A 20,546-nucleotide genomic window follows, 5' to 3' on the forward strand; every position below is an offset into this window, starting at 1 on the left:
TTGGCCGCGGCCGTCTACGCCCAACCCGGATCCGGCGCCCGGTTCGACTGGGGGCTGACGGGAGCGGCTGAGTTCGGCCGGGTCTGCGCGGTGCTGGTGGTGGTGGACGTGCTCTCGTTCACCACCGCCGTGGAGGTCGCCGTCGGGCGCGGCATGCGGGTGCACCCGTTCCCATGGGGAGAACAGGCGGCCGACTACGCGCGACGGGTGGGCGCGGTCGCCGCGGTGGGCCGCCGGCAGACGACCCCGGAGCATCCGTGGTCGCTCTCGCCGGCGGCGCTGAGCACCGCGCCGGTCGTCGCCGACCTCGTGTTGCCGTCGCCCAACGGCTCGGCGATCAGCGCCGCGGCCAGCGCCACCGGCCTGCCGGTGGTCGCGGCCTGCCTGCGCAACGCGCGTGCCGTCGGGCGCTGGCTGCGCCGTCACGGGTACGGCTCGACGGACGCCCCGATCGGCGTGGTCGCCTCAGGCGAGCGCTGGCCGGACGGTTCGCTGCGCCCCGCCGTGGAGGACCAGCTCGGGGCGGCCAGCGTGCTGGACGCCCTCTCGGGGGTGACCGGCGGTCTCTCCGTGGAGGCGGCCATGGCGCTCGCCGCGCTCGCCAGCACCCCCGACGTCCCCGCCGCGGTACGCGGCAGCGTGTCGGGCCGCGAGTTGGTCGAGGGCGGCTTCGCCCAGGACGTGGAGATCGCCGTCCGGGTCGGCGTCTCCGACGTGGTCCCGGTGCTGCGCCAGGGCGTCTTCTCCGCCGCCTGACAGTTCGCCGACGCCCTGCAGCCCGCGGGCCGCGCCCGCCCTGGCACCTGACGGCCGCCCGCGCCCGGCCGCCCGCCGGGACTGCGCGACGCCCTGCCGCCCGGGCATCAGCTCACCCGCGTTTGCCGGGCTGTCGTCGCCTCAGCAGACCGACTGACGGTGCCGCGCGCCACCACGGCGAGGGCCGCCCGGGGATCCCGGACGGCCCTCGCCGTGGTGCGCTGTCGTCTTCGGCTGTGCCCGTGCGGTCAGTCGTCCAGCCAGTCCAGCCGGCGACCGCCCCGGTCCTGCTGCGGCGGGCCGTCCGGGCGGCCGCGCCCGGCCTGCGGGTCGTCGTAGCCGCCGCCCTGCTGGCCGTAGCCGCGGTCGTCGTAGCCGCCGCCGCGCTGCTGCGGGGGCTCCTGGCCGTAGCCGCCCTGCTGGCCGTAGCCGCGGTCGTCGTAGCCGCCGCCGCGCTGCTGCGGGGGCTCCTGGCCGTAGCCACCCTGCTGGCCGTAGCCACCCTGGTCGTACGACGTGGGCTGGTCGTAGCCGCCCTGGCCGTAGCCGCCGCCGCGCTGCTGCGGGGGCTCCTGGCCGTAGCCGGGGTCGTCGTAGCCGCCGCCGCGCTGCTGGTCGAAGCCGCCGGTCGGCTCGCCGCCCCGCCCGTACGGCGCGGTCTCGGACCGGCCGTAGCCCTGGCCCTGCTCCGGCTGGTAGACGCCCGTCGCGTAGGGATCGGCCGGGGCCGGGTACTGCGTGGACTCGCCGGTGTAGCGGCCGGTCGGCTCGTCGTAGCGGTCGCCGTAGCCCCGGCCGCCTCCGGCTCCCGCCGAGTAGCCGGCGGCACCCGCGGCGCCCGCAGCGCCGGCCGGAGCGCCGTAGTCGTGCCCGCCGTAGCCACCGCCCGAGGCGGGGGCGTTGCCGTAGCCACCGCCGGAGGACGGCGCGTTGCCGTAGCCGTCGCCGGAGGCGGGGGCGTTGCCGTAGCCGCCGGCACCGTAGCCGCCCGAGCCGGCGGGCTCGTCGCCATAGCCGTTGCCGGCCCAGCCCTGCCCCGCGCCTGCCGCGCCGTAGGGCTGCGGGGGCGCGCCGTACGGGTCCGGCGGCACGTCGTCGACCACGGGACGGTGCATCATCGTCGGGGCATCGCTGAGCGAGGTGCCGCCGACCATCGTCGGGTCCGGCCCGGCGCCGGCCCGGTTGACCACCCGGGTCTGGTCGTCCACGCCAGCGCCCCGGTACGCCCCGCGCGCCGCCGGGACCGCGCCCGCCGCGGCGGCGCCCGCCGGGGCGTCGTCGCCCTCGTCGCCGTTGTCCTTGCGCCGCATCCAGAGCAGCACGATGGTGCCGACGCCCGCGGCGACGAGCAGGCCCCCGAGCAGGATGATCAGCCAGGAGCCCATGCCGCCGGAGTCCTCGTTGCTGGCGTTGGCCGCCGCGCCCGGGCTCGCCTCGGTGCTCTCCTCGGTCTCGTCGAGGGCCTCGTCCGTGGGGAGCGGCTCCTCACTGGCCGAGGGGGTGGCGCTCGGGGTCGTCTCGACCTTGATCGCCAGGGCGATGCGCTGGCCGGTGATCTCCTGGCCCGCGCTCGCGTCGAACGCCTTGGTGGCGTACACCTCACCGACGCTGGCGCCGATGGCGAGCCGGCCCGGCGCGATCGGCTTTTCACTGGTGCCGGTGAAGCGGAAGTTGCCGTTGTCGTCGCTGACCGTGTCCCGCTTGTTGCCGGCGCCGTCCTGGAGCATCACCACGGCGTTCGGCACGGCCTTGCTGTTCGCCTGGATGACCACCTTGCCGGAGACCGACCGGACGGTCTGGGCCTGTTGCGGACCGCGCACGGTGAAACTGCGGTCAGCGTTGCCGGACTCGCCGTTGATGGTGGCGCTGATCTGGACGCCGCCGGACTTCGTCTGACCGGCAGCGACGTTGTCCGCCAGCAGCGTGACGGTCAGGGACTTGTTGCCGCCGCCGTCGATCTTCTCGGTGAATTCGCAGCGGCCGTCGCACTTGACCGCGCCGGAGGTGGTGACCTTGATCTCGGCGGAGTCGGAACCGTTGCCCACCGGCGGCCTGGCGTTGTTGTTCGCCACGACGAAGGACAGGCTTACCCGGTCTCCGGCGTTCAACGTCGAGGGAGACGAGCCGATCTGCACGCTCGGTGGGGCGGCCAGGGCTGGTGTGGCGGGGACAGCGAGCAGAGCGCCGACAACCAGCGCCACGACCACACCGGCCCGCTGCTTCCAGGCACGTCGGTGTGTTGACACGTCCACCGCCTTCCGGACTGACTTCCCTCGACCGGCGGGGCGCCGGGCCGGGGATCATCACGGTACGAATACGCCGTTGGCAACTATGCCTTGTCTGACCGGAACGGCGCGACCCAGGGCCAGCGTGTGACGCGCTGCGTTCGAGTCGTATCGTCCCGTCGTGTCCTCTCCGCACATAAAGTCCGCCGCGGTCGCGGCGGCGTTGTCGGCGCTCGACGAGGGGCGTACGCCCGAACGGCCGGTCCTCCGAGATGCGGTCCGTGCCCTCTTGACCGCCCTCGCGGAGCGCGCCCCCGGCCGATCGGTGGAGGTGCGTGTCCCACCTTACGGCGCAGTTCAGTGCATTCCCGGGCCTCGACACACCCGCGGCACCCCGCCGAACGTCGTGGAGATGGATCCGGCGACCTGGCTGGCGGTGGCGACCGGGCGGCTCGACTGGGCCGAGGCGATCACCCAGGGTCGCGTGCGGGTGAGCGGAATCCGGGCCGACCTCTCCGAGCACCTGCCCCTCTAGCTGCGGCGACGCGCAGGGGCTGGTGACGTTCGGGAGCCAGATCGTGACTTTCTGTGTCGACGCGGATTCGCGTACACTGTCAGGCGACGACAGTGGTCCCGGCCGAGGAGTGCGAGTCCCGCCCCCCGCGTGGTTCGCCAGGCCGGTCCAGACCAGCATGAGGGAGCGCAGGTGCCCCGAGGCGACGGCCGGCTGAGCCACGACCTTGATCCCCAACGACCAGGCCCCCAGGACGCGTGTGGCGTCTTCGGTGTCTGGGCGCCCGGGGAGGAGGTCGCAAACCTCACCTACTTCGGGCTATACGCCCTCCAACACCGTGGCCAGGAGGCCGCCGGCATCGCGGTGAGCGACGGCTCCGGCGTCGTGGTCTACAAGGACCTCGGCCTGGTCGCCCAGGTCTTCGACGAGCCGACCCTGGCCAGCCTGCGCGGGCACGTGGCGATCGGCCACGCCCGCTACTCCACCACCGGCGGTTCGACCTGGGAGAACGCCCAGCCGACCATCCGGTCCACCAGCTCCGGCACCACGATCGCGCTGGCACACAACGGCAACCTGGTCAACACGGCCGACCTCCAGCGTGAGGTCACCGAGCGGGGCCTGGTCGCCGACGGCTCGACCAACGACACCTCCCTGGTGACGATGCTGTTGGCCAGCCACCCCGACCTGTCGGTGGAGGCGGCCGCGCTGGAGGTGCTGCCGCAGCTGCGCGGCGCGTTCAGCTTCGTCTTCATGGACGAGTCGACCCTCTACGCGGCCCGCGACCCGCACGGCGTACGCCCGCTGGTGCTGGGCCGGCTGGAGCGCGGCTGGGTGGTGGCGAGCGAGACCGCCGCCCTGGACATCGTCGGCGCGAGCGTGGTCCGCGAGGTCGAGCCCGGCGAGCTGATCGCGATCGACGAGGACGGCCTGCGTTCCAGCCGGTTCGCCGCCCCGGAGCCGAAGGGCTGCCTCTTCGAGTACGTCTACATCGCGCGTCCGGACGCCACGATCGCCGGCCGCAACGTGCACGCGGCCCGGGTGCAGATCGGTCGCCAGTTGGCCAAGGAGCACCCGGTCGAGGCCGACCTGGTCATCCCGGTGCCGGAGTCCGGCACTCCGGCCGCGATCGGCTACGCCGAGGAGTCCGGGATCACCTACGGCGCCGGCCTGATGAAGAACCCGTACGTCGGGCGCACCTTCATCCAGCCGTCGCAGACCCTGCGCCAGCTCGGCATCCGGCTCAAGCTCAACCCGCTGCGGGCGAACGTCCGGGGCAAGCGGCTGGTCGTGGTCGACGACTCGATCGTGCGCGGCAACACCCAGCGGGCGATCGTGCGGATGCTGCGCGAGGCCGGCGCGCTGGAGGTGCACGTGCGCATCTCCTCGCCGCCGGTCAAGTGGCCGTGCTTCTACGGCATCGACTTCGCCACCCGGGCCGAGTTGCTGGCCAACGGGCTGGACACCGAGGGCGTCCGCCGCTCGATCGGCGCCGACACGCTCGGCTACGTGTCCCTCTCCGGCCTGATCGCCGCCACCGAGCAGCCGAAGACCCGGCTGTGCCGCGCGTGCTTCGACGGGGAGTACCCGATCGACCTGCCCGCCGGCAACCTGATCGGCAAGCACGTGCTCGAGGGGGTGGGCCGGCGGGTCACCGCGGCGCCCGACGCTCCCGAGCACACCACCCCTCCGCTCGTCGCCACTCCGGGCGGCGCGACAACACACCGCCCGTAGCACCACCCGGCGCGGCCGGTCACCGCCGGCGCGGCGCCAGAACCACAAAGGGGAGAACCGTGACGCACGTGTCCGAGCGCAGCGGCGCAGGAAGCAGCCCGACCGGCGCCGGCGGCGACCGTCAGCCCTGGACGGCCGGCACCGGCCGACCGGCACGCAAACGGTCGGTCTCGTACGCGGACGCCGGGGTCTCGATCGAGGCGGGCGACCGGGCGGTCGAGCTGCTGAAGTCGAAGGTGAAGCAGACCCGGCGCCCGGAGGTGATGGGCGACCTGGGTGGCTTCGCCGGGCTGTTCCGGCTGGACACGAAGAAGTACAAGAACCCGATCCTGGCCTCGTCCACCGACGGCGTCGGCACCAAGCTGGTGATCGCGCAGCAGATGGACATCCACGACACGGTCGGCATCGACCTCGTCGCGATGGTCGTCGACGACCTGGTCGCCTGCGGCGCCGAGCCGCTCTTCCTGCTCGACTACATCGCCACCGGCGAGGTCGTGCCGGACAAGGTCGCCGAGATCGGCGCCGGCATCGCCGACGGCTGCCGGTACGCGGGCTGCGCCCTGCTGGGCGGCGAGACCGCCGAGCACCCCGGCGTGCTCCGCCCGGACGAGTACGACATCTCCGCCACCGGCGTCGGCGTGGTGGAGGAGGCCGACATCCTCAGCCCGGAGCGGGTCGAGGTGGGCGACGTGGTGATCGCGATGCGCTCCTCCGGCCTGCACTCCAACGGCTACTCCCTGGTCCGGCACGTGCTGCTGGGCGCCGGCCGGATGCGGCTCGACGTGGTGATCGACGACTTCGGCCGGCAGCGCACCCTCGGCGAGGAGCTGCTCACCCCGACGAAGATCTACGCGCAGGACTGCCTCAAGCTGATCGCCGAGGCCGAGGTGCGGTCCATCGCCCACGTCACGGGCGGCGGCATCCCCGGCAACCTGGTGCGGGTGCTTCCCGAGCACGTCGACGCGGTGGTCAACCGGTCCACCTGGAAGCCGCAGCCGATCTTCGACCTGATCCAGACCAAGGGGCGGATCGAGGACCCGGAGATGGAGGCGACGTTCAACATGGGCGTCGGCATGTTCGCGATCGTCTCCGCCGAGGACGCGGACCGCGCGCTGGCCACGCTGACCGGCCGCGGCGTCGACGCGTGGCAGGCCGGCGAGATCATCGAGGGCTCCGGCAACGTGCAGATGATCGGGCAGCACACCCGGGGATGATGATCACGCTCCGGTGACCGTACGAGCATCTGATCAGGGCTTCACCCGAGTGGCCGTCGCCGCCTAGCCTGAGGGGCACCCTCAACGCTGTCGGGGCAACCCCCTCATCGGGGCCCCGACAGCCCTTCAGGCGCGGAGGAGGGCAATGGCTGCTCGGGGACAGTCGTTCAGCGGGATGCGCGGCCTGGCCGCCGTCCCCTCGTACGTGGTGATGCAGCCGACCACCCTGTGCAACCTGGACTGCGCCTACTGCTACCTGCCGTTCCGGGCGGTCGACCGGCGGATGCCGGTGCCGGTGGCCGAGGCGGTGGCCGCGTCGGTCAACCCGTGGGCGGCGGCGGGCCGCTTCTCGGTGGTGTGGCACGGCGGGGAGCCGCTCGCCGCCGGCCGGGAGCATCTCGCCGCGCTGATCGCGCCCTTCGGGCCCGAGGTCGAGCACCACGTGCAGACCAACGCCACGCTGATCGACGACGCGTGGTGCGCGTTCTTCACCGAGCACCGGGTGCGGGTGAGCGTGAGCGTGGACGGCCCGCGGGAGCGCAACGGCGACCGGGTCACCCGGGCCGGCGGGCCGGCGTACGACCGGATCGTGCGCGGGGTGGCGGCGCTGCGCCGGCACGGGCTGCCGTTCTCGGCGCTGGCGGTGGTGGGCCGCCCGGAGCCGGGCCTCGCCACCGAGCTGTACGACTACTTCCTCGGCCTGGGGTGTGACGTGCTCGGCGTCAACATCGAGGAGACCGAGGGGGTCAACCTCCGCGACAACTCCCACGACGCCCGGGCGGTGACCGCGTTCTGGGCGGAACTGGTGGCGGCCTGGCGGCGGGAGCCCCGGATCCACCTGCGCGAGGTCGAGTGGTCGTTGCGGTACGCCGCCGCCGTGCTGGACGGCACCGCCGACGACGTGCTGCCCCGGCGGCTGGACCCGATCCCGACCGTCGGCCACGACGGCTCGGTGACGGTGCTCTCGCCCGAGCTGGCCGGCTTCACCGACGTCCGGTACGGCGACTTCAGCAGCGGGAACGTGCTGGCCACGCCGCTGGCCGACATCCTCGCCCACGCGGGCCGGACGCCCTGGGTCGGTGAGTTCCTCGCCGGTGTCGAGGCGTGCCGTGCAGCCTGCCCCTACTTCGGTTTCTGCGGCGGCGGCCACGCCGCCAACCGCTACTTCGAGCTGGGGCGTTTCGACGGTACGGAGACCGCGCACTGCCGCAACAGCAAGATCCACCTACTGGAGGGAGTGTTGGAGCATGCCCGAGACCACCAGTCACCGGCAGCCTGAGCGTGGGGTGGACGCCGCCCCGGGCCAGGTCGCCGATCGGGTGCGGGAAGCCGCGCCGGGACTCACCGCTCTGCTCCACGAGGCCGAGGCCGCGCGGCGACTGCGGGCGGAGGTGGCGGGCGGCGACGGCGCGAGCGCCGTCTGCGCCTGGAACCACTTCGAGAACATCCCGACGTTCTACAACTGGAACAACCGGCCCCGCTGAGGCGGCCACACCGGGATCAGGGACCTGCCGATCAGCCGGAGTCGCCTCCGGGACGGCATGGTCCCTGATCGTCGGTGTTGGCGCCGCTTCGGATGGGCACATGCGTGAGCACGCGGGGGATTACCGCGTGCTCAGCTGCGACCGGAGGTCAGCGGGTCGGACGTACCCAGGGATCCGGGTCTTCGTCCGCGTGATCCTCATCATCGTCGTCGACATACTCTTTGTAGTCGTCGTCGAAGTTGTGCTCAGACTTACCAGCACCCGCCAACTCGCGCTGCAAGGCGGTGAGGTCGGTGTTCGGGGAGTGGTACTTCAACTCCCGCGCCACCTTCGTCTGCTTGGCCTTAGCACGGCCGCGCCCCATGGCTCGACCCCCTCGCACAGAATGCGGGGCAGCCCGAAGGCGGGCCCCGATGACGTCAGGCATCTCTCGTAGCTCTTACGGTACATGGGGATGCCATCGTTCGGCACCTCGGGTTACCGTCGACCGGTGCCGCGCGTCGCGGTCGTCCAGTCGTTACCGATTGTACCGGGTAAGGAGCGGTGCCGGGAGCGCCCGTGACACCGGACAAAGCCCGACGAAACCAGCTTAACGGGCGCTTCGGTGCGGCGGCGCCGGAGGCGGAACCGGGCCGGCCCCGCCTCCGTGACGCTCATCGCAGGTGGATCGTGCGCAGCCGGCCGACGTCGGCCATCCGCCGCTCCGCGAGCCGGTCCGCCGCCACCGCCGGGGGCACGCCCTCGGCGTCGGCCAGCTGGAGGATCTCCCGGGTGGTGTCGTAGATCCGGGTCGCGCGCAGCTTGGCCCGCTCGAAGTTGAAGCCCTCGATCTCGTCGGCCACCTGGATCACGCCGCCGGCGTTCACCACGTAGTCCGGGGCGTAGAGGATGCCGCGGTCGGCCAGCAGCTTTTCGATGCCCGGGTGGGCGAGCTGGTTGTTCGCCGCGCCGGTGACCACCTTGGCGCGCAGCGCCGGCACCGTGTCGTCGTTGAGCGCGCCGCCGAGCGCGCACGGGGCGTACACGTCGATGTCGGCGGCGACCAGCGCGGCGGCGTCGTCGACGAGCGCGACCTGCGGGTGGGTGGTGCGCGCCCACTCCAGGGCCTTCGGGTTGACATCGGTCGCCACCACCTCGGCGCCGTCGTCGAGCAGGTGGCCGACCAGGTACTTGCCGACCTTGCCCAGGCCGGCCACGCCGACCCGCCTGCCGGCCAGGGTCGGGGCGCCCCAGACGTGCTCGGCGGCGGCCCGCATGCCCTGGAACACGCCCCAGGCGGTGAGGATCGAGGAGTCGCCGGCGCCGCCGTGCTCGACGCTGCGGCCGGTGACGTACGACGTCTCCCGGGCGATCACGTCCATGTCGGCCACGTAGGTGCCGACGTCGCAGGCGGTGTAGTAGCGCCCGGCGAGGGACTCCACGAAGCGGCCGTACGCGCGCAGCAGCGCCTCGCTCTTGACCCGCTCGGGGTCACCCCAGATGACCGCCTTGCCGCCGCCGAGGTCCAACCCGGCCAGGGCGTTCTTGTACGCCATGCCCCGGGACAGGTCGAGCACGTCGGCGAGGGCGGCCTCCTCGCTCGCGTACGGGTAGAACCGGGTGCCGCCGAGCGCGGGGCCGAGCGCGGTGGAGTAGATCCCGATGATCGCCTTCAGGCCGGACTGCTTGTCCTGGCAGAACACGACCTGTTCGTGACCGGTGGATCCCGGGTCGTCGTTGCTGGCGAATACGCCCATGAGTAGCTCCTGGTGTGGGGTGCGCCCTTGTGGGACGAGGACCTGTGGACGCCGGCGGGATGCTGCCGGTGCCGCTGAGCCTAGTATCGGCCGACGCCGTCCGACCGCCCACGGCGCGCGTGATCGCAGCGTCGACGACGGTCGGGTTCCGATTCGTGGGAGGATCGCGCCGTGCCGTCGCTCTTCGCTTCTTACCTGCGCGTGTACGAGCCCCTGACCGCTTTCGACCGGGACCGCCAGACGTACTGGCGCCGCTACGTCGAGCAGGGTCGGGCGGTGGCCCCCGTGGAGGGGCCCGGCCGGCAACGGACGTCCGTGATCGAGGCGCTCGGCGCGGGCTGGACGCGGCTGCCCGACCTGCCGGACGAGGCGTACGTGCTGGAGGCCGACGACACGCTGCTGGTCTGCCCGTGGAACCTGCGCATCCGGGTGGCCGAGGCGGCGCTGAGCGCGCGCGACGGCGTGCCGCCGGTGCTGGCCGACGCGTTCGTGCCGCCGGTGCTCGCCGGGCAGGCCAAGGCGGTGGTGGAGGACTGGCGCAGCGGGGCCCGCGTGCTGGAGCACGGCGTGCCCCGGCTGCACGAGCAGATCGCGACGTGGGGTGTGCCGCTGCGCTGGTTCGTGCTCTTCGACCCCGAGGAGCGGCACCACGTGACCCGCCCGGGCCGGCGGGCGCTGCGCTTCCGGACGGAGATCTCGAAGGCGCGGCGCCGGTCGTCGCGGGCACTGTCGGTGCTGCGCAAGTCGGTCGGCGAGGCGCCGATCACGGAGGCGGTCGAGGAGGCCGCCCGCTGGCTGGAGGAGTTCCACCCCCGCTCGATGGTGGAGCTGGACTACGGCGGCCTGGTCGACCTGCTCTCCGACGAGACGCTGGCCGCCGACGACTCGCCCGAGCTGGTGGCGAGTGGGCTCGCCGGGCTGTCCCGGGGCGAGGCCGAGGAGGCCTCGGCCGCGTACGACAAGCTGGTCGCGAGGTGGCGCGCGGTGCAACTGCTGGAACGGTGCAACTGACGACAATTCGCCCAGGCGGGGCCGCGAAGCCGAGGCGTCCTCGTAGTTGGCGCATCACGAACCGTGATCATGAGTCCGAATAAGGTACTTTCTGCCGTGTAAAAGTCGCATAAATCGGGCATGGTTCATCCGTCCGTCTAGGGACGTTCGGCCGTTCGGCCCATGTCGGACATCGGGGACTAGCCGGACCATGGGAGACGCGTCGGCCGGCGGGACCCCGGCCGATGTCTATACATGTGGAGGAGTGACCGATGGCATCGCGAACGCACGAACCAGAGCCGCTACTCACGCCGGCCGAGGTGGCGTCGATGTTCCGTGTCGACCCGAAGACGGTGACCCGGTGGGCCAAGGCTGGCAAGCTCAGCGCCATCCGCACCCTGGGGGGCCACCGCCGGTACCGCGAGTCGGAGGTCAGGGCCCTGCTGCAGGGGCAGATCCCCCAGCAGCGCCAGGGGGACTGACGGCCGGAAGTCAGACAGGTGTGCACGAAGGGCGGCGGACACGGTCCGTCGCCCTTCGTCGTGTCGGGGTCCGGCCGGTCGGCGCCCGCGCGGCCGGACCGGTTGCGCAGGCCGGCCGCACAGGCGCCCCGGCCGCCGCGCGGCGACGGCGGGGCGGCGCGCGGGTCAGTCGCCGCCCGGCGGCCGCCCGGCGAGCGAGACCCGGATGCCGACCGTGCCGCCCTCGCCCCGGCGCAACCGGCTGCCGAGCAGGCTGAGCCGCCCGATCATCCGGTACTTCCGCTTGATCAGGTCGCGGACCCGTCGGGTGTCGGCCGGGCCGCAGAGCGTCGCGTGGGCGGGCACCGCCTCGCCGTGCGGACGGCCCCGGACGTCGCACGGTGCGACCGTGACGTCCCCGCTGCGCCGGATCCGCTTCACCTTGCCGGAATCCGCCGCCGACCACACCGCCAGCGCGTCGCCGTCGCGGACCGCCCAGACCGGCGTCGGCACCGCCCGCCCGTCCTTGCGGAACGTCGTCAGCAGGATGTATTTCTCCGCGGCGAGGCGGTCCAGTGTGGCCATCCCGCCAGGATACGGCCGCCACGGCTGACTGACCGGCCGGATAGCGTGAAGCCGTGACGGTGGAACCACGGATCGGTGACGTCTTCGGCGAGATGCTGCGCGACGCGTTCGCCGTCGCCACCGGCATCGGCCCCCGGCCGCTGGCCGGCGGGCGGCTGCCACGGCCGGTCATCGAGATCATCGAGCGGGACGACGGGCTGATCAACGGCGCGCCCGCCGCGCACTACCTGGACGGCCCGGCCGACTGGCAGCCGTACGACCACCGGGCGGTGGACCGGGTCGAGGGCGCCACCCTGGACGTCGGGGTCGGGGCGGGCCGGATCGCGCTGCTGCTCCAGGAACGGGGCGCGCCGGTCACCGGGCTGGACACCTCGGCCGGCGCGCTGGCCGTCTGCCGCCGCCGGGGCGTACGCGAGCTGGTGCACGGGACGGTCGACTCGCACGTCGCCGACGGCCGGCGCTACGACACGTTCCTGCTGCTCGGCAACAACGTCGGGCTGCTGGAGGGGCAGGAGCGGGCCCCGGCCCTGCTGGCGGCGCTCGCCGCGCTGGCCCGGCCGGGCGCGCGGGTCATCGCGCAGGGCACCGACCCGTACGGCACCCGGGACCCGCTGCACACGGGCTACCACGAGCGCAACCGGCGCCGGGGCCGGCTCGGCGGGCAGCTCCGGCTCCGCCTGCGCTACCGGGAGCTGGGCACCGAGTGGTTCGACTACCTGGTCTGCTCGCCCGACGAACTCGCCGAGCTGGTCCGGGGCACCGCCTGGCGACTGACCGACGTGGACGACCACGACGCCCCGTACTACCTGGCCACCCTGCGCCTGGCCGGCTGACGCCCGGGGCCCGCCGCGCGGCGGCACCCCGGACGACCGGCGTACGCCTCAGACCTGGACGGTCGGGGGGAGCTGCTCGGGCGGGAGGCCGCCGTCGCCGTCGACCACCTCGTCCGGGGTGCCGTCCTCGTCGAGGTCGACCATCGTGACGTCCACCTTGCCGTCGTGGTCGGTGTCGAACTGGAACAGGTCGGGCCTGCCGTCCCCGTCGGTGTCGGCAACCCAGACGTCGGTGCGGCCGTCGTTGTTGGTGTCCGCGCGCAGCAGGTCGACCCGCTCGTCCCCGCGGGTCTCCACCGTCTCCGCCGCGCCCGCACTGTCCACGGTCTCCGGTGCCTGGCTCATTTCAATTCGTCCTTCCCTCGGTTGACGGCCGTCGTACCCGATCCGCGCCGCCCCCACGCATGTCGGAGCGAGCGCCGCTGCATAGGGTCGCCCCATGAGCGAGTGGAGCGGGTGGCGGAGCGCGGGTCAACCCCGGGTCGCCGCCGGAGGCAGGGAGGCGTCATGAGCGACCGCTTTGTCGTCGTCGGGGCCGGCACGATGGGGCTCGGCATCGCGTACGTGGCGGCCGGGGCCGGGCACACCGTCGAGCTGGTCGAGGTGGACCGGGCCCGGGGCGCCGCGGCCGTGGAGCGGCTCGGTGAGCTGTGGGACAGGGCGGTGGGGCGCGGCAAGCTGACCGCCGACCAGGCCGCGACGAACCGGGGGCGGGTGACACTGCGGGCCGCACTCGCCGACGTCGCGCAGGAGCCGGCCGTGGTGGTGGAGGCCGTACCGGAGCGGCCGGACCTCAAGCGGGCGGTGCTGCGCGAGGCCGAGGCGCTGCGCCCGGCGCTGCTGGGCAGCAACACGTCCAGCATCTCCATCGCCGAACTGGCCGACGGGCTGGCGCGACCCGAGCGCTTCCTCGGGCTGCACTTCTTCAACCCGGTCTGGGCGATGACGCTGCTGGAGGTCGTGGTCGGCCCGGCCACCGCCGACGAGACCACCGCCGCGGCCGTCGCGCTCGCCGACCGGCTGGGCAAGGACCCCGTCGTCGTACGCGACATGCCCGGCTTCGCCACCTCCCGGCTCGGGGTCACCCTCGGCCTGGAGGCGATCCGGATGGTCGCCGACGGGGTGGCCAGCCCGGCCGACATCGACAAGGCGATGGTGCTCGGCTATCGGCACCCGATCGGCCCGCTGGAGCTGACCGACCTGGTCGGGCTGGACGTGCGGCTGGACATCGCGCGCACCCTCCAGGCCGCGTACGGGGACCGGTTCGCGCCGCCGCCGCTGCTGGCGGAGATGGTGGCCGCCGGCAGGCTGGGCAAGAAGTCCGGTCAGGGCTTCTACCGCTGGGAAGGCGGGGTGAAGTCGTGAGCGGGCTGCGGGTCGAGGAGCGGCCGGACCGGCTGGTGGTCACGCTCGACCGGCCGGAGAAGCGCAACGCCATCGACGCCGACCTGATCGCCGAGCTGCACCAGGTCTGCGCGGAGCTGGAGGCGCGCCCCCGCCTGCTGCTGCTCACGGGCGGGGCCGAGGGCATCTTCGCCGGCGGGGCGGACATCGGGCAACTGCGCGAACGGGGCCGGCTGGACGCGCTCGCGGCGATCAACTCCGCCGCCTTCGCCCGGATCAGGGCGCTGCCGATGCCGACCGTGGCGGCGGTGGACGGGCCGGCGCTGGGCGGCGGTGCCGAGCTGGCGTACGCCTGCGACCTGCGGGTCTGCACCGAGCGGGCGGTGTTCGGGCAGCCGGAGGTGCGGTTGGGCATCCTGGCCGGCGCGGGCGCGACCCACCGGCTGCCGGCACTGGTCGGAGAGGCCCGGGCCAAGGAACTGCTCTTCACCGGCCGCCGGGTGGACGCCGAGGAGGCGCTGCGGATCGGCCTGGTCAACCGGGTGGTGGCCGAGCCCGACGAGCTGCTGCCCACCGCGCACGGGCTGCTGGACGAAATGGCCAAGGGGTCCGCGCTGGCGCTGCGGCTGACCAAGCTGGCGGTCGACGCGCCGGCCGCCGCGCACCCGCACCTCGACCTGGTCAGCCAGGCGGTGCTCTTCGAGGACGAGGAGAAGCGCCGGCGGATGACCGACTTCCTGGAGCGGCGACGGCCCCGCTGACCCGCGACGCCCCGCTGAGCGGCGACGTCCGCGTTTGTGGTGGTGGTGCCCGCGACGCGGCGTCGGCACCCGCGACGACGACGGCGGCACCCGCGTCGCGGCGTCGGCGGCATGACGAGGACGGCCGCACCGGTGATCCGGTGCGGCCATCCACGTGCGACGGGTCAGCGGCTCAGTGCCGGATTTCCACGCCGGCGTCCGCGAGCGCGCGGATCACCTGCGCCGACTCCGCGAACCCGATGATCAGCACGGCGTCCGCGCCGAAGTCCTTGATCTCCTTCGCCCCGGCCGTGAAGTCCACGGGGTTGGCCTTGGCGTCGGCCGGCGGCTCGTAGGCCAGCAGCTTGATCCGGTCGCCGTCGACGCCGGTACGCTCCAGCTCGGCCTTGACGGTGGCCTGGAGGCCCTCGCCGTAGGAGTCCTTGCGGGCCACGATCGCGACCTTCTGCGGCCCGTCCCGAAGGATCACGTCGGCCAGCGCCCGTCCCTGGAGGCTGTCCGGCGGGGCGGTGCGGAAGTAGAGGCCGTTGTCGTCCAGCTTGGTCAGACCGGCATCGGTGTTCGAGGAGGAGAACAGGACCTTTCCGGCCCGCACCACGTCGGGCAGGACCTCGCGGGAGATCCCGGAGGCGCCGGCGCCGATGATGACGTGCACGTTCTGCTCCACGTGCTTCGCCACGGTGGCCTTGGCCACCTTCGGGTTGGTGCCGTCGTCGCCGTCGATCCAGACCACCGGCTCGCCGAGCACGCCGCCGCCCGCGTTGATCTCCTTGATCGCCAGGGCGGCCGCGGCGGCCATCGGCGGGTACGCCAGGGAGAGGTCACCGGTCATCGGCAGCAGGCCGCCCACGACCAGCGGGGAGCCGTCGCTGCGGTCGGTGCGGCCACCGCGTTGCTTCTTACCCTTCGGCGGGGCCTCGGTGCTCGCCGCCGACTCGTCGCCAGCGCCGACGAACTCCGTCTTGCCGTCGTTGAGCTGCTGGCCGTCGAAGTGCACCGTGGCATAGCTGGCGGTGGCCGGCTCGCCGGCGTCGGTGAACCCGGCCCGGGTCATCGAGACGCTGCGGTACTCCACGTCCTGGCCGGCGCGGGCCAACGCCAGGCAGGACGCCACGTCCTCGCAGCGCTGCCCCTCGTTGGTGACGCCGACGATCTGCTTGGCGATGGCGGCGGGGTCGGTGCTGCCCGCGAGCTGGGCGGCGATCGCGCTGATCACCACCGCGTCGTACGTCTCGGCGGTGTAGAGGAAGTCGTTCAGTTTCGGGTCGACGGACCGTAGCCGGTTCTTGAAGCTCTCCGGCAGCGGCGTCATCGGCGTGGTGCCCTTCATGCCGTCGACGAGGCTGGCGCGGTCCTTCAGCTCAGCGGGGTACGAGTTGAGCATGTTGCCGTCGGAGCCGTAGAGGCGCACCTGGTGGGTGGTCGTCTCGTCGGGCCCCTCGGTCCCGCAGGCGCTGGTGGCGAGCAGGAACGTCGCGCAGGCGGCCAGGGTGGCCGCCCGCGAGGCGCGTGACTTGAGCATGGTCGTCCTTCCTCCGGCGAAGGTCCGCTGCGCACATTAGCGTGCCGACATGTGTGGCGTGACCACGGAGGCGACTCAATCCGCAGGTCGTCCGCCATGCACACGGAGAGTCACGACCGCCGATCGCTTGACCCGCTGCCCTACCGTGCGGTGCGTGACGGAATCACCACAGCAGACGCTCGACGACGCGACCGCCGTGCTCCGCTCGGCGCTGGCCGGGGACGGCGACGCGGTGGTGGGGGCGTTCGACGCGGTCGTCGACCGGTCCGGCCTGGCCGGCGCGTACGGGGTGGCCTGGTGCCTCGCCGCGACCATGGTCGGCGGGCCGGTGCCGCAGGGCACGTGCGCGCTGGACTTTCCCGGGATCGACGAGGCCGACTACGACACGCGCTGGGTGGCCCGCTTCGTCAGCGCGTACGCCAACGCCGACGCCGACACCGGCGAGGCGCTGTTCGGGGCGGCGGCGGCCGACGGGCTGCTGCCGGACTGCCTGCTCACCCTGGCCGGCTCGACGGTGGCCACCCTGCGCAGCCGGGCCGGCTGATCGGCGACCGCCGCCGTCCCGAGTCGACCTGCCCGCGTGACAGGCTGGGGACATGTCCGAGGCCATGCTCAGCAAGGTGCGCAAGCTGCTGGCCCAGGCCGAGGACCCGGCCTGCACCCCCGCCGAGTCGGCCGCCTTCACCGCCAAGGCCACCGAGCTGATCGCCCGCTACGGCGTGGACCGGGCGCTGCTGGCCGCCCGGGACCCGGCCACCGACCCGGTGGGCGACCGGGTGGTCGAGGTCGTCGCCCCGTACGCCCGGGACAAGGCCGGCCTGCTCGCCGCGGTCGCCGACCCGCTGCGCTGCCGCTGCGTCCGCCGCCGGCAGGGCAGCGGCTTCGCCATGCACCTGTTCGGCTTCGCCAGCGACCTGGAACGCGTCGACCTGCTCTTCACGTCGCTGCTCGTGCAGGCCGCGCACGGGCTGGCTGCGGCCGAGGTGCCGCCCGGCGAGCATCCCGCCGCCTTCCGGCGCTCCTGGCTGGCCGGCTTCGCCCAGGTGATCGGCGTGCGGCTGAGGGCGGCCGAGGCCCATGCGGCCGCCGACTCGGGTGGGTCGTCGGTCGCGTTGGTGCTGGCCGACCGGTCGGATCGGGTGCGGCATCGCGTCGCCGAGGTGTACCCGCGCCTGCGCACCGCCGCGCCGCGCAGGCTGGCCGGCAGCGGGTTCGGCTCCGGCGCGGAGGCGGGACGCCGCGCCGACCTCGGCGGCCGGGGAGTCGCCGCGGCTCCCGGCACCCGCCCGGGCATCGGCCGCTGACGGCTCGGGCCACGTCGACGGTGCCCGCGGCCCGGTGGGTGAGGCGGCGGGCGGCGCGGGCCGGTCAGCCGGCGCCGTGGGCCACCGTGGTCGCGTAGCGGGAGAGCAGCTCGTGCCAGCCGGCGGTCAGCGCCTGCCGGTAGCCCTCCGCGGCCTCGCCGTGCCGGTCGAAGTGCCGGTGCTCGACCTCCACCCGGGTCCGCTCCGGCCCGTCCGGGTGGAAGAGGACCTCCACCTCGCTAGCCTGCGCGGGATCCGGCACCGGCGCCCGGTCGGCGCCGATCTGCCAGGTGAAGACCAGCCGTCGGGGCGGATCCCAGGTCAGCACGCGCCCCCAGTCGCAGCGGAAGCCGTACGGGCCGATCTCGTAGAGCATCCCGCCGGCGCGCGGCTCCATGCCCAGCTCGGCCAGGTGCTCCGGGCCGGACCACGTGTACTCCATCACCCACCACGCCGCCAGGGCGTCGCTGAACACCGCGAACGCCTGATCCGGTGGGGCGGGGACCAGGAGAACACTGCGCAACGAGAACTGGTCGTACTCCTGCCGGATGCCGGCCGGGTCAGCCATCTCCTGTCCCATAGGCCCGGACCATACCGGCTGATGCCCGGGTGTGCAGCTTCGCGCGCTGCCCGGTTCCGGACACCCTTTTCGTACGCCCGTACGGCGGCCGGCGGCCGGCGGCCGGCCGGCCGCGTCTTCGCGGGGCGGGACGGAGGCGGGACGGGATGGTCGACCGGATAGCGGGTAAGCGCGCCGGACGGTCCCGGCCGGACCGGGCCGGAGGATGCGGAGCGGGAGCATGAGCGAGAACGCGCAGCAGCGGGAGCCGAACCGGGGCGCCGGGCCATCGCCACGGCAGGAGGGGGCGACGGAGCCGGACGTCCTGCTCGACGTACCGAAGGTGTCGGTCGACTCGATCCGGCTCGCCGTGGACGGGCTGGACGCCGACCTGTCCCTGCGGGCGCGCTTGGCCAACCTCCTCCAGCTCGACGCCGGCGTCCGGGTGCACCTGCAGGGCGTCGAGCTGGACATGACCGGGGTGCACGCCGAGGCGCAGCTCAAGGTGCGCCTGGAGAAGCTGGTCGACATCCTCGACCGCGCGCTGAGCACCATCGACCGCAACCCGCAGATCATCGACGCCCTGTCGCGTACGGCGATCGCCCCGATCGACGACGTGAACCGGGCGACGCAGCAGATCGCGAGCCCGGGTGGGCAGGTCGCCCGCTCGGCAACGCAACCCGGCGGGCTGCTCGCCGGCTCGGCAACGCAACCCGGCGGGCAGGTCGCCGGCTCGGCGGGGCAACTCGGCGTGCAGGCAGCGGGCTCGGCGGAGCGGCGGGGCGGGCAGGTCAGCGCCTCCGGGGAGCGGCCCGGCGGCGCGACCGACGATCTCGGGCAGCAGGTCGGCGCCATCGGCGCGGTCGCCGACCGGTCCCTGCGGGAGCCAAGCGCCCCGGGTCAGGGCGGGGGACCGGGCGCGGGTGGCGGCGGGGAGCAAGGCGAGCGCGCTCAGGAGCAGGCGGGGCGCGAGGCGGGCCCGTCCCCCCAGGCGCGCCCTGAGCGGGGTGGGCCCGAACAGGCCCGCGGGGAGCAGGGCGGGCCGCGCGAGCAGCCCGACGAAGCCGGCGGTGGTGGGACGCCGAGCGCGACGCAGCTCGCGGAGCAGGCGGGCGAGACGCTGCGGCAGGCCGGGCGAAGCGTGTGGGAGGCGATCCAGAGCGGGATGGCCCAGCGCCGGCAACAGGGGCGCTGACGGGTCGGCCCCCGACCCTGGGCCGCCGGTGACGACGGATCAGCCGCAGACGACGCCGGTCCCCACCCGCGTCCTGGGCGGGCGGGGACCATCCATCCCCGGCGACTGTGGCCAGGGGTGGTGCTGGCCCGCCGACCTTCCGGCTGCCAGCCCCCGACCGGTACGGGTCAGGGCGTAGGGCGCCTCGTCATGCCGCCCCGTCCCGGAAACGCACCTCGGGATAGGCCGGGGCCGGTGCGTCGAGCAGGGGCTGCGGTCGATCACGCAGGTGCGCGTCGAGGAACGCCGCGACGTACGCGCGGGTGATCAGCAGTTGCCGGTCCCCCGGAATGGCGCCCGGGTCCATGCCTAGTTGGGCGCCGAGGACCGGCCGGTCCGTGAAGGAGAGGTGACCACTGCCGGTGACGGTGAGCCACCGCTTCCAGCCGGCCAGGCCGGGCCAGTCGCGCAGCCAGCTTGCGTCCGTCGGCCGCTCGGAGCCGACCAGCAGGAACGGCTTGGCCACGGTGCCCGCCGGGACCGGGACGAAGTGGGTGCCGTCCAGGTTGACACCGGCGTCGACCCGCCTGTCGGTGCGGAGCACCTGCGCGGCGCTCGCGCCGCCGATGGAGTGCCCGGCCATGCCGATCCGGCTCGGGTCGATGAACCGGGCGCCGCGCCACACCGGACGCGGCCCGGTCAGCCGGTCCAGCAGGAACGACACGTCGGCCGCCCGTCCCTCGACCACCCGGGGGAGCCTGTCCTGCCCTGTCGCCTCACAGGCGAGACAGTCGGCGACCCGGCCGTCCGGGAACTCGACTCCCCGCGCCTCGTGGGGGTGGTCCACGCCGGCCACCACGTACCCCCGGCTGGCCAGATCCTCGGCCAGCCCGGTCAGCGACTCCCGGCTGAGACTGAAACCGGGAGAGAGCACCACGAGCGGCCAGCCCCGGGCGGCCGGCCGGACCGGCACGTCGCGGCGGGCGTTGGTGCGTACGGTGGTCAACAGATCCGGCGGGAGGGGCAACCCCTCGGCGGCGATGATCCGCGCGGAGACCGCCGCGGTGGTGTAGGGCGCCCGCGCGCCCGGCGCGGCCACCGCCGGGTACCAGAGCGACACCATCAGCTCCCGGCGTAGCTCGGGCCGCCACGGGTCGGGCCGGGCGTCGTCGGTCAGGTGCAGCCAGGTGGTGCCGACCGGGTAGCGGCCGGTCGGTGCCGGCAGCTTCAACGCCGGCGCCGAAGCCTGGGCCGCGACCGGGCTGCCGGCCAGCAGTGTGGCCAACAGCGTCAGGAGTACGAGCAGTGCCCGGCCGCCGCTACGCAAGGCGACCACCGGCCGCTGCGCCCGAC

The 20,546-nt window shown here is 73.8% G+C and carries 22 protein-coding genes; 14 read left to right on the top strand and 8 right to left on the bottom strand.

Annotation, left to right across the window (positions count from 1 at the left end; genetic code table 11):
* A complete protein-coding gene (locus ACGF5G_RS07575) occupies positions 1-756 on the top strand; it encodes a 2-phosphosulfolactate phosphatase (protein ID WP_393259872.1) in 756 nt (251 codons plus the stop codon).
* Positions 757-1,004: 248 nt separating this feature from the next.
* On the opposite strand, the gene ACGF5G_RS07580 is transcribed toward ACGF5G_RS07575, so the two are convergent.
* Positions 1,005-3,002: a hypothetical protein gene (locus ACGF5G_RS07580; protein WP_393259874.1), complete on the bottom strand. Its 1,998-nt coding sequence runs from the start codon at positions 3,000-3,002 to the stop codon at positions 1,005-1,007.
* A gap of 160 nt (positions 3,003-3,162) precedes the next feature.
* Between ACGF5G_RS07580 and ACGF5G_RS07585 the strand changes: the two genes are divergently transcribed.
* The 5 genes from ACGF5G_RS07585 to amcA all read left to right on the top strand — a co-directional run bounded on the left by ACGF5G_RS07585 (position 3,163) and on the right by amcA (position 7,924).
* Positions 3,163-3,516: a sterol carrier family protein gene (locus tag ACGF5G_RS07585; protein WP_393259876.1), complete on the top strand. Its 354-nt coding sequence runs from the start codon at positions 3,163-3,165 to the stop codon at positions 3,514-3,516.
* 171 nt (positions 3,517-3,687) lie between these two features.
* The gene (gene purF, locus ACGF5G_RS07590) at positions 3,688-5,226 is read left to right on the top strand and encodes an amidophosphoribosyltransferase (RefSeq protein ID WP_393259878.1); all 1,539 of its coding nucleotides are present in this window, start codon (positions 3,688-3,690) and stop codon (positions 5,224-5,226) included.
* Positions 5,227-5,285: 59 nt separating this feature from the next.
* The gene (gene purM / locus ACGF5G_RS07595) at positions 5,286-6,440 is read left to right on the top strand and encodes a phosphoribosylformylglycinamidine cyclo-ligase (RefSeq protein WP_350702130.1); all 1,155 of its coding nucleotides are present in this window, start codon (positions 5,286-5,288) and stop codon (positions 6,438-6,440) included.
* A 175-nt stretch (positions 6,441-6,615) separates the two neighbouring features.
* The gene (amcB, locus tag ACGF5G_RS07600; protein ID WP_393260661.1) at positions 6,616-7,719 is read left to right on the top strand and encodes a cyclophane-forming radical SAM peptide maturase AmcB; all 1,104 of its coding nucleotides are present in this window, start codon (positions 6,616-6,618) and stop codon (positions 7,717-7,719) included.
* Positions 7,688-7,924, top strand: coding sequence for a multiple cyclophane-containing RiPP AmcA (gene amcA, locus ACGF5G_RS07605; RefSeq protein ID WP_357449724.1), 237 nt, complete (start codon positions 7,688-7,690; stop codon positions 7,922-7,924). Before amcB ends, amcA begins: the two co-directional genes overlap by 32 nt.
* A gap of 148 nt (positions 7,925-8,072) precedes the next feature.
* On the opposite strand, the gene ACGF5G_RS07610 is transcribed toward amcA, so the two are convergent.
* Together ACGF5G_RS07610 and ACGF5G_RS07615 are read right to left on the bottom strand one after the other, a co-directional pair.
* Positions 8,073-8,288 (bottom strand): DUF3073 domain-containing protein, encoded by a 216-nt coding sequence (locus tag ACGF5G_RS07610; protein ID WP_091099829.1) that lies wholly within the window; start codon positions 8,286-8,288, stop codon positions 8,073-8,075.
* A gap of 289 nt (positions 8,289-8,577) precedes the next feature.
* The gene (locus ACGF5G_RS07615) at positions 8,578-9,660 is read right to left on the bottom strand and encodes a Glu/Leu/Phe/Val dehydrogenase (RefSeq protein WP_393259881.1); all 1,083 of its coding nucleotides are present in this window, start codon (positions 9,658-9,660) and stop codon (positions 8,578-8,580) included.
* Between the two features lie 171 nt (positions 9,661-9,831).
* Between ACGF5G_RS07615 and ACGF5G_RS07620 the strand changes: the two genes are divergently transcribed.
* Entirely contained in the window at positions 9,832-10,671 is an 840-nt protein-coding gene (locus ACGF5G_RS07620; RefSeq protein WP_393259884.1) for a hypothetical protein, read from the top strand.
* Positions 10,672-10,922: 251 nt separating this feature from the next.
* Complete coding sequence (locus tag ACGF5G_RS07625) at positions 10,923-11,132, top strand: BldC family transcriptional regulator (RefSeq protein ID WP_007073996.1); 210 nt, start codon at positions 10,923-10,925, stop codon at positions 11,130-11,132.
* Between the two features lie 165 nt (positions 11,133-11,297).
* Here the strand turns inward: ACGF5G_RS07625 and ACGF5G_RS07630 are convergent, their stop codons facing one another.
* Positions 11,298-11,696, bottom strand: coding sequence for a PPOX class F420-dependent oxidoreductase (locus ACGF5G_RS07630; RefSeq protein ID WP_393259886.1), 399 nt, complete (start codon positions 11,694-11,696; stop codon positions 11,298-11,300).
* Between the two features lie 53 nt (positions 11,697-11,749).
* Between ACGF5G_RS07630 and ACGF5G_RS07635 the strand changes: the two genes are divergently transcribed.
* Positions 11,750-12,529: a class I SAM-dependent methyltransferase gene (locus ACGF5G_RS07635; RefSeq protein ID WP_393259889.1), complete on the top strand. Its 780-nt coding sequence runs from the start codon at positions 11,750-11,752 to the stop codon at positions 12,527-12,529.
* 48 nt (positions 12,530-12,577) lie between these two features.
* Here the strand turns inward: ACGF5G_RS07635 and ACGF5G_RS07640 are convergent, their stop codons facing one another.
* The gene (locus ACGF5G_RS07640) at positions 12,578-12,874 is read right to left on the bottom strand and encodes a hypothetical protein (protein ID WP_350702120.1); all 297 of its coding nucleotides are present in this window, start codon (positions 12,872-12,874) and stop codon (positions 12,578-12,580) included.
* 162 nt (positions 12,875-13,036) lie between these two features.
* On the opposite strand from ACGF5G_RS07640, the gene ACGF5G_RS07645 reads away from it, so the two are divergent.
* Together ACGF5G_RS07645 and ACGF5G_RS07650 are read left to right on the top strand one after the other, a co-directional pair.
* A complete protein-coding gene (locus ACGF5G_RS07645; protein ID WP_393259891.1) occupies positions 13,037-13,894 on the top strand; it encodes a 3-hydroxyacyl-CoA dehydrogenase family protein in 858 nt (285 codons plus the stop codon).
* Positions 13,891-14,634 (top strand): enoyl-CoA hydratase/isomerase family protein, encoded by a 744-nt coding sequence (locus ACGF5G_RS07650; protein WP_393259893.1) that lies wholly within the window; start codon positions 13,891-13,893, stop codon positions 14,632-14,634. The genes ACGF5G_RS07645 and ACGF5G_RS07650 overlap by 4 nt, the downstream gene beginning before the upstream one ends.
* Before the next feature lie 172 nt (positions 14,635-14,806).
* On the opposite strand, the gene ACGF5G_RS07655 is transcribed toward ACGF5G_RS07650, so the two are convergent.
* On the bottom strand, positions 14,807-16,156 hold the full coding sequence (locus ACGF5G_RS07655) for an ABC transporter substrate-binding protein (RefSeq protein WP_393259895.1): 1,350 nt from the start codon (positions 16,154-16,156) through the stop codon (positions 14,807-14,809).
* Between the two features lie 154 nt (positions 16,157-16,310).
* Here ACGF5G_RS07655 and ACGF5G_RS07660 point away from each other — a divergent pair, with 154 nt between their 5' ends.
* Together ACGF5G_RS07660 and ACGF5G_RS07665 are read left to right on the top strand one after the other, a co-directional pair.
* Entirely contained in the window at positions 16,311-16,700 is a 390-nt protein-coding gene (locus ACGF5G_RS07660) for a hypothetical protein (protein WP_393259898.1), read from the top strand.
* Positions 16,701-16,752: 52 nt separating this feature from the next.
* Positions 16,753-17,460, top strand: coding sequence for a DUF2786 domain-containing protein (locus tag ACGF5G_RS07665; protein WP_393259900.1), 708 nt, complete (start codon positions 16,753-16,755; stop codon positions 17,458-17,460).
* Between the two features lie 64 nt (positions 17,461-17,524).
* Here the strand turns inward: ACGF5G_RS07665 and ACGF5G_RS07670 are convergent, their stop codons facing one another.
* Positions 17,525-18,040, bottom strand: a complete 516-nt coding sequence (locus tag ACGF5G_RS07670; RefSeq protein WP_393259903.1) for an SRPBCC family protein — start codon at positions 18,038-18,040, stop codon at positions 17,525-17,527.
* Between the two features lie 220 nt (positions 18,041-18,260).
* Here ACGF5G_RS07670 and ACGF5G_RS07675 point away from each other — a divergent pair, with 220 nt between their 5' ends.
* A complete protein-coding gene (locus ACGF5G_RS07675; protein WP_393259905.1) occupies positions 18,261-19,214 on the top strand; it encodes a hypothetical protein in 954 nt (317 codons plus the stop codon).
* Between the two features lie 187 nt (positions 19,215-19,401).
* On the opposite strand, the gene ACGF5G_RS07680 is transcribed toward ACGF5G_RS07675, so the two are convergent.
* On the bottom strand, positions 19,402-20,529 hold the full coding sequence (locus tag ACGF5G_RS07680) for an alpha/beta hydrolase family protein (protein ID WP_393259907.1): 1,128 nt from the start codon (positions 20,527-20,529) through the stop codon (positions 19,402-19,404).
* Positions 20,530-20,546 lie beyond the last annotated feature (17 nt).

The sequence above is a fragment of the Micromonospora sp. NPDC047730 genome, assembly GCF_043204765.1.
Classification (GTDB): Bacteria; Actinomycetota; Actinomycetes; order Mycobacteriales; family Micromonosporaceae; genus Micromonospora.

Excerpts from the sequence above, each read along its gene's own strand:
- ACGF5G_RS07665 (WP_393259900.1), top strand. The coding sequence starts at position 16,753 with ATGTCCGAGGCCATGCTCAGCAAGGTGCGCAAGCTGCTGGCCCAGGCC.
- ACGF5G_RS07640 (WP_350702120.1), bottom strand. The coding sequence starts at position 12,874 with ATGAGCCAGGCACCGGAGACCGTGGACAGTGCGGGCGCGGCGGAGACG.
- amcA (WP_357449724.1), top strand. The coding sequence starts at position 7,688 with ATGCCCGAGACCACCAGTCACCGGCAGCCTGAGCGTGGGGTGGACGCC.
- ACGF5G_RS07625 (WP_007073996.1), top strand. The coding sequence starts at position 10,923 with ATGGCATCGCGAACGCACGAACCAGAGCCGCTACTCACGCCGGCCGAG.
- ACGF5G_RS07610 (WP_091099829.1), bottom strand. The coding sequence starts at position 8,288 with ATGGGGCGCGGCCGTGCTAAGGCCAAGCAGACGAAGGTGGCGCGGGAG.
- ACGF5G_RS07670 (WP_393259903.1), bottom strand. The coding sequence starts at position 18,040 with ATGGGACAGGAGATGGCTGACCCGGCCGGCATCCGGCAGGAGTACGAC.
- ACGF5G_RS07655 (WP_393259895.1), bottom strand. The coding sequence starts at position 16,156 with ATGCTCAAGTCACGCGCCTCGCGGGCGGCCACCCTGGCCGCCTGCGCG.
- ACGF5G_RS07630 (WP_393259886.1), bottom strand. The coding sequence starts at position 11,696 with ATGGCCACACTGGACCGCCTCGCCGCGGAGAAATACATCCTGCTGACG.
- amcB (WP_393260661.1), top strand. The coding sequence starts at position 6,616 with ATGCGCGGCCTGGCCGCCGTCCCCTCGTACGTGGTGATGCAGCCGACC.
- ACGF5G_RS07615 (WP_393259881.1), bottom strand. The coding sequence starts at position 9,660 with ATGGGCGTATTCGCCAGCAACGACGACCCGGGATCCACCGGTCACGAA.
- ACGF5G_RS07645 (WP_393259891.1), top strand. The coding sequence starts at position 13,037 with ATGAGCGACCGCTTTGTCGTCGTCGGGGCCGGCACGATGGGGCTCGGC.
- ACGF5G_RS07675 (WP_393259905.1), top strand. The coding sequence starts at position 18,261 with ATGAGCGAGAACGCGCAGCAGCGGGAGCCGAACCGGGGCGCCGGGCCA.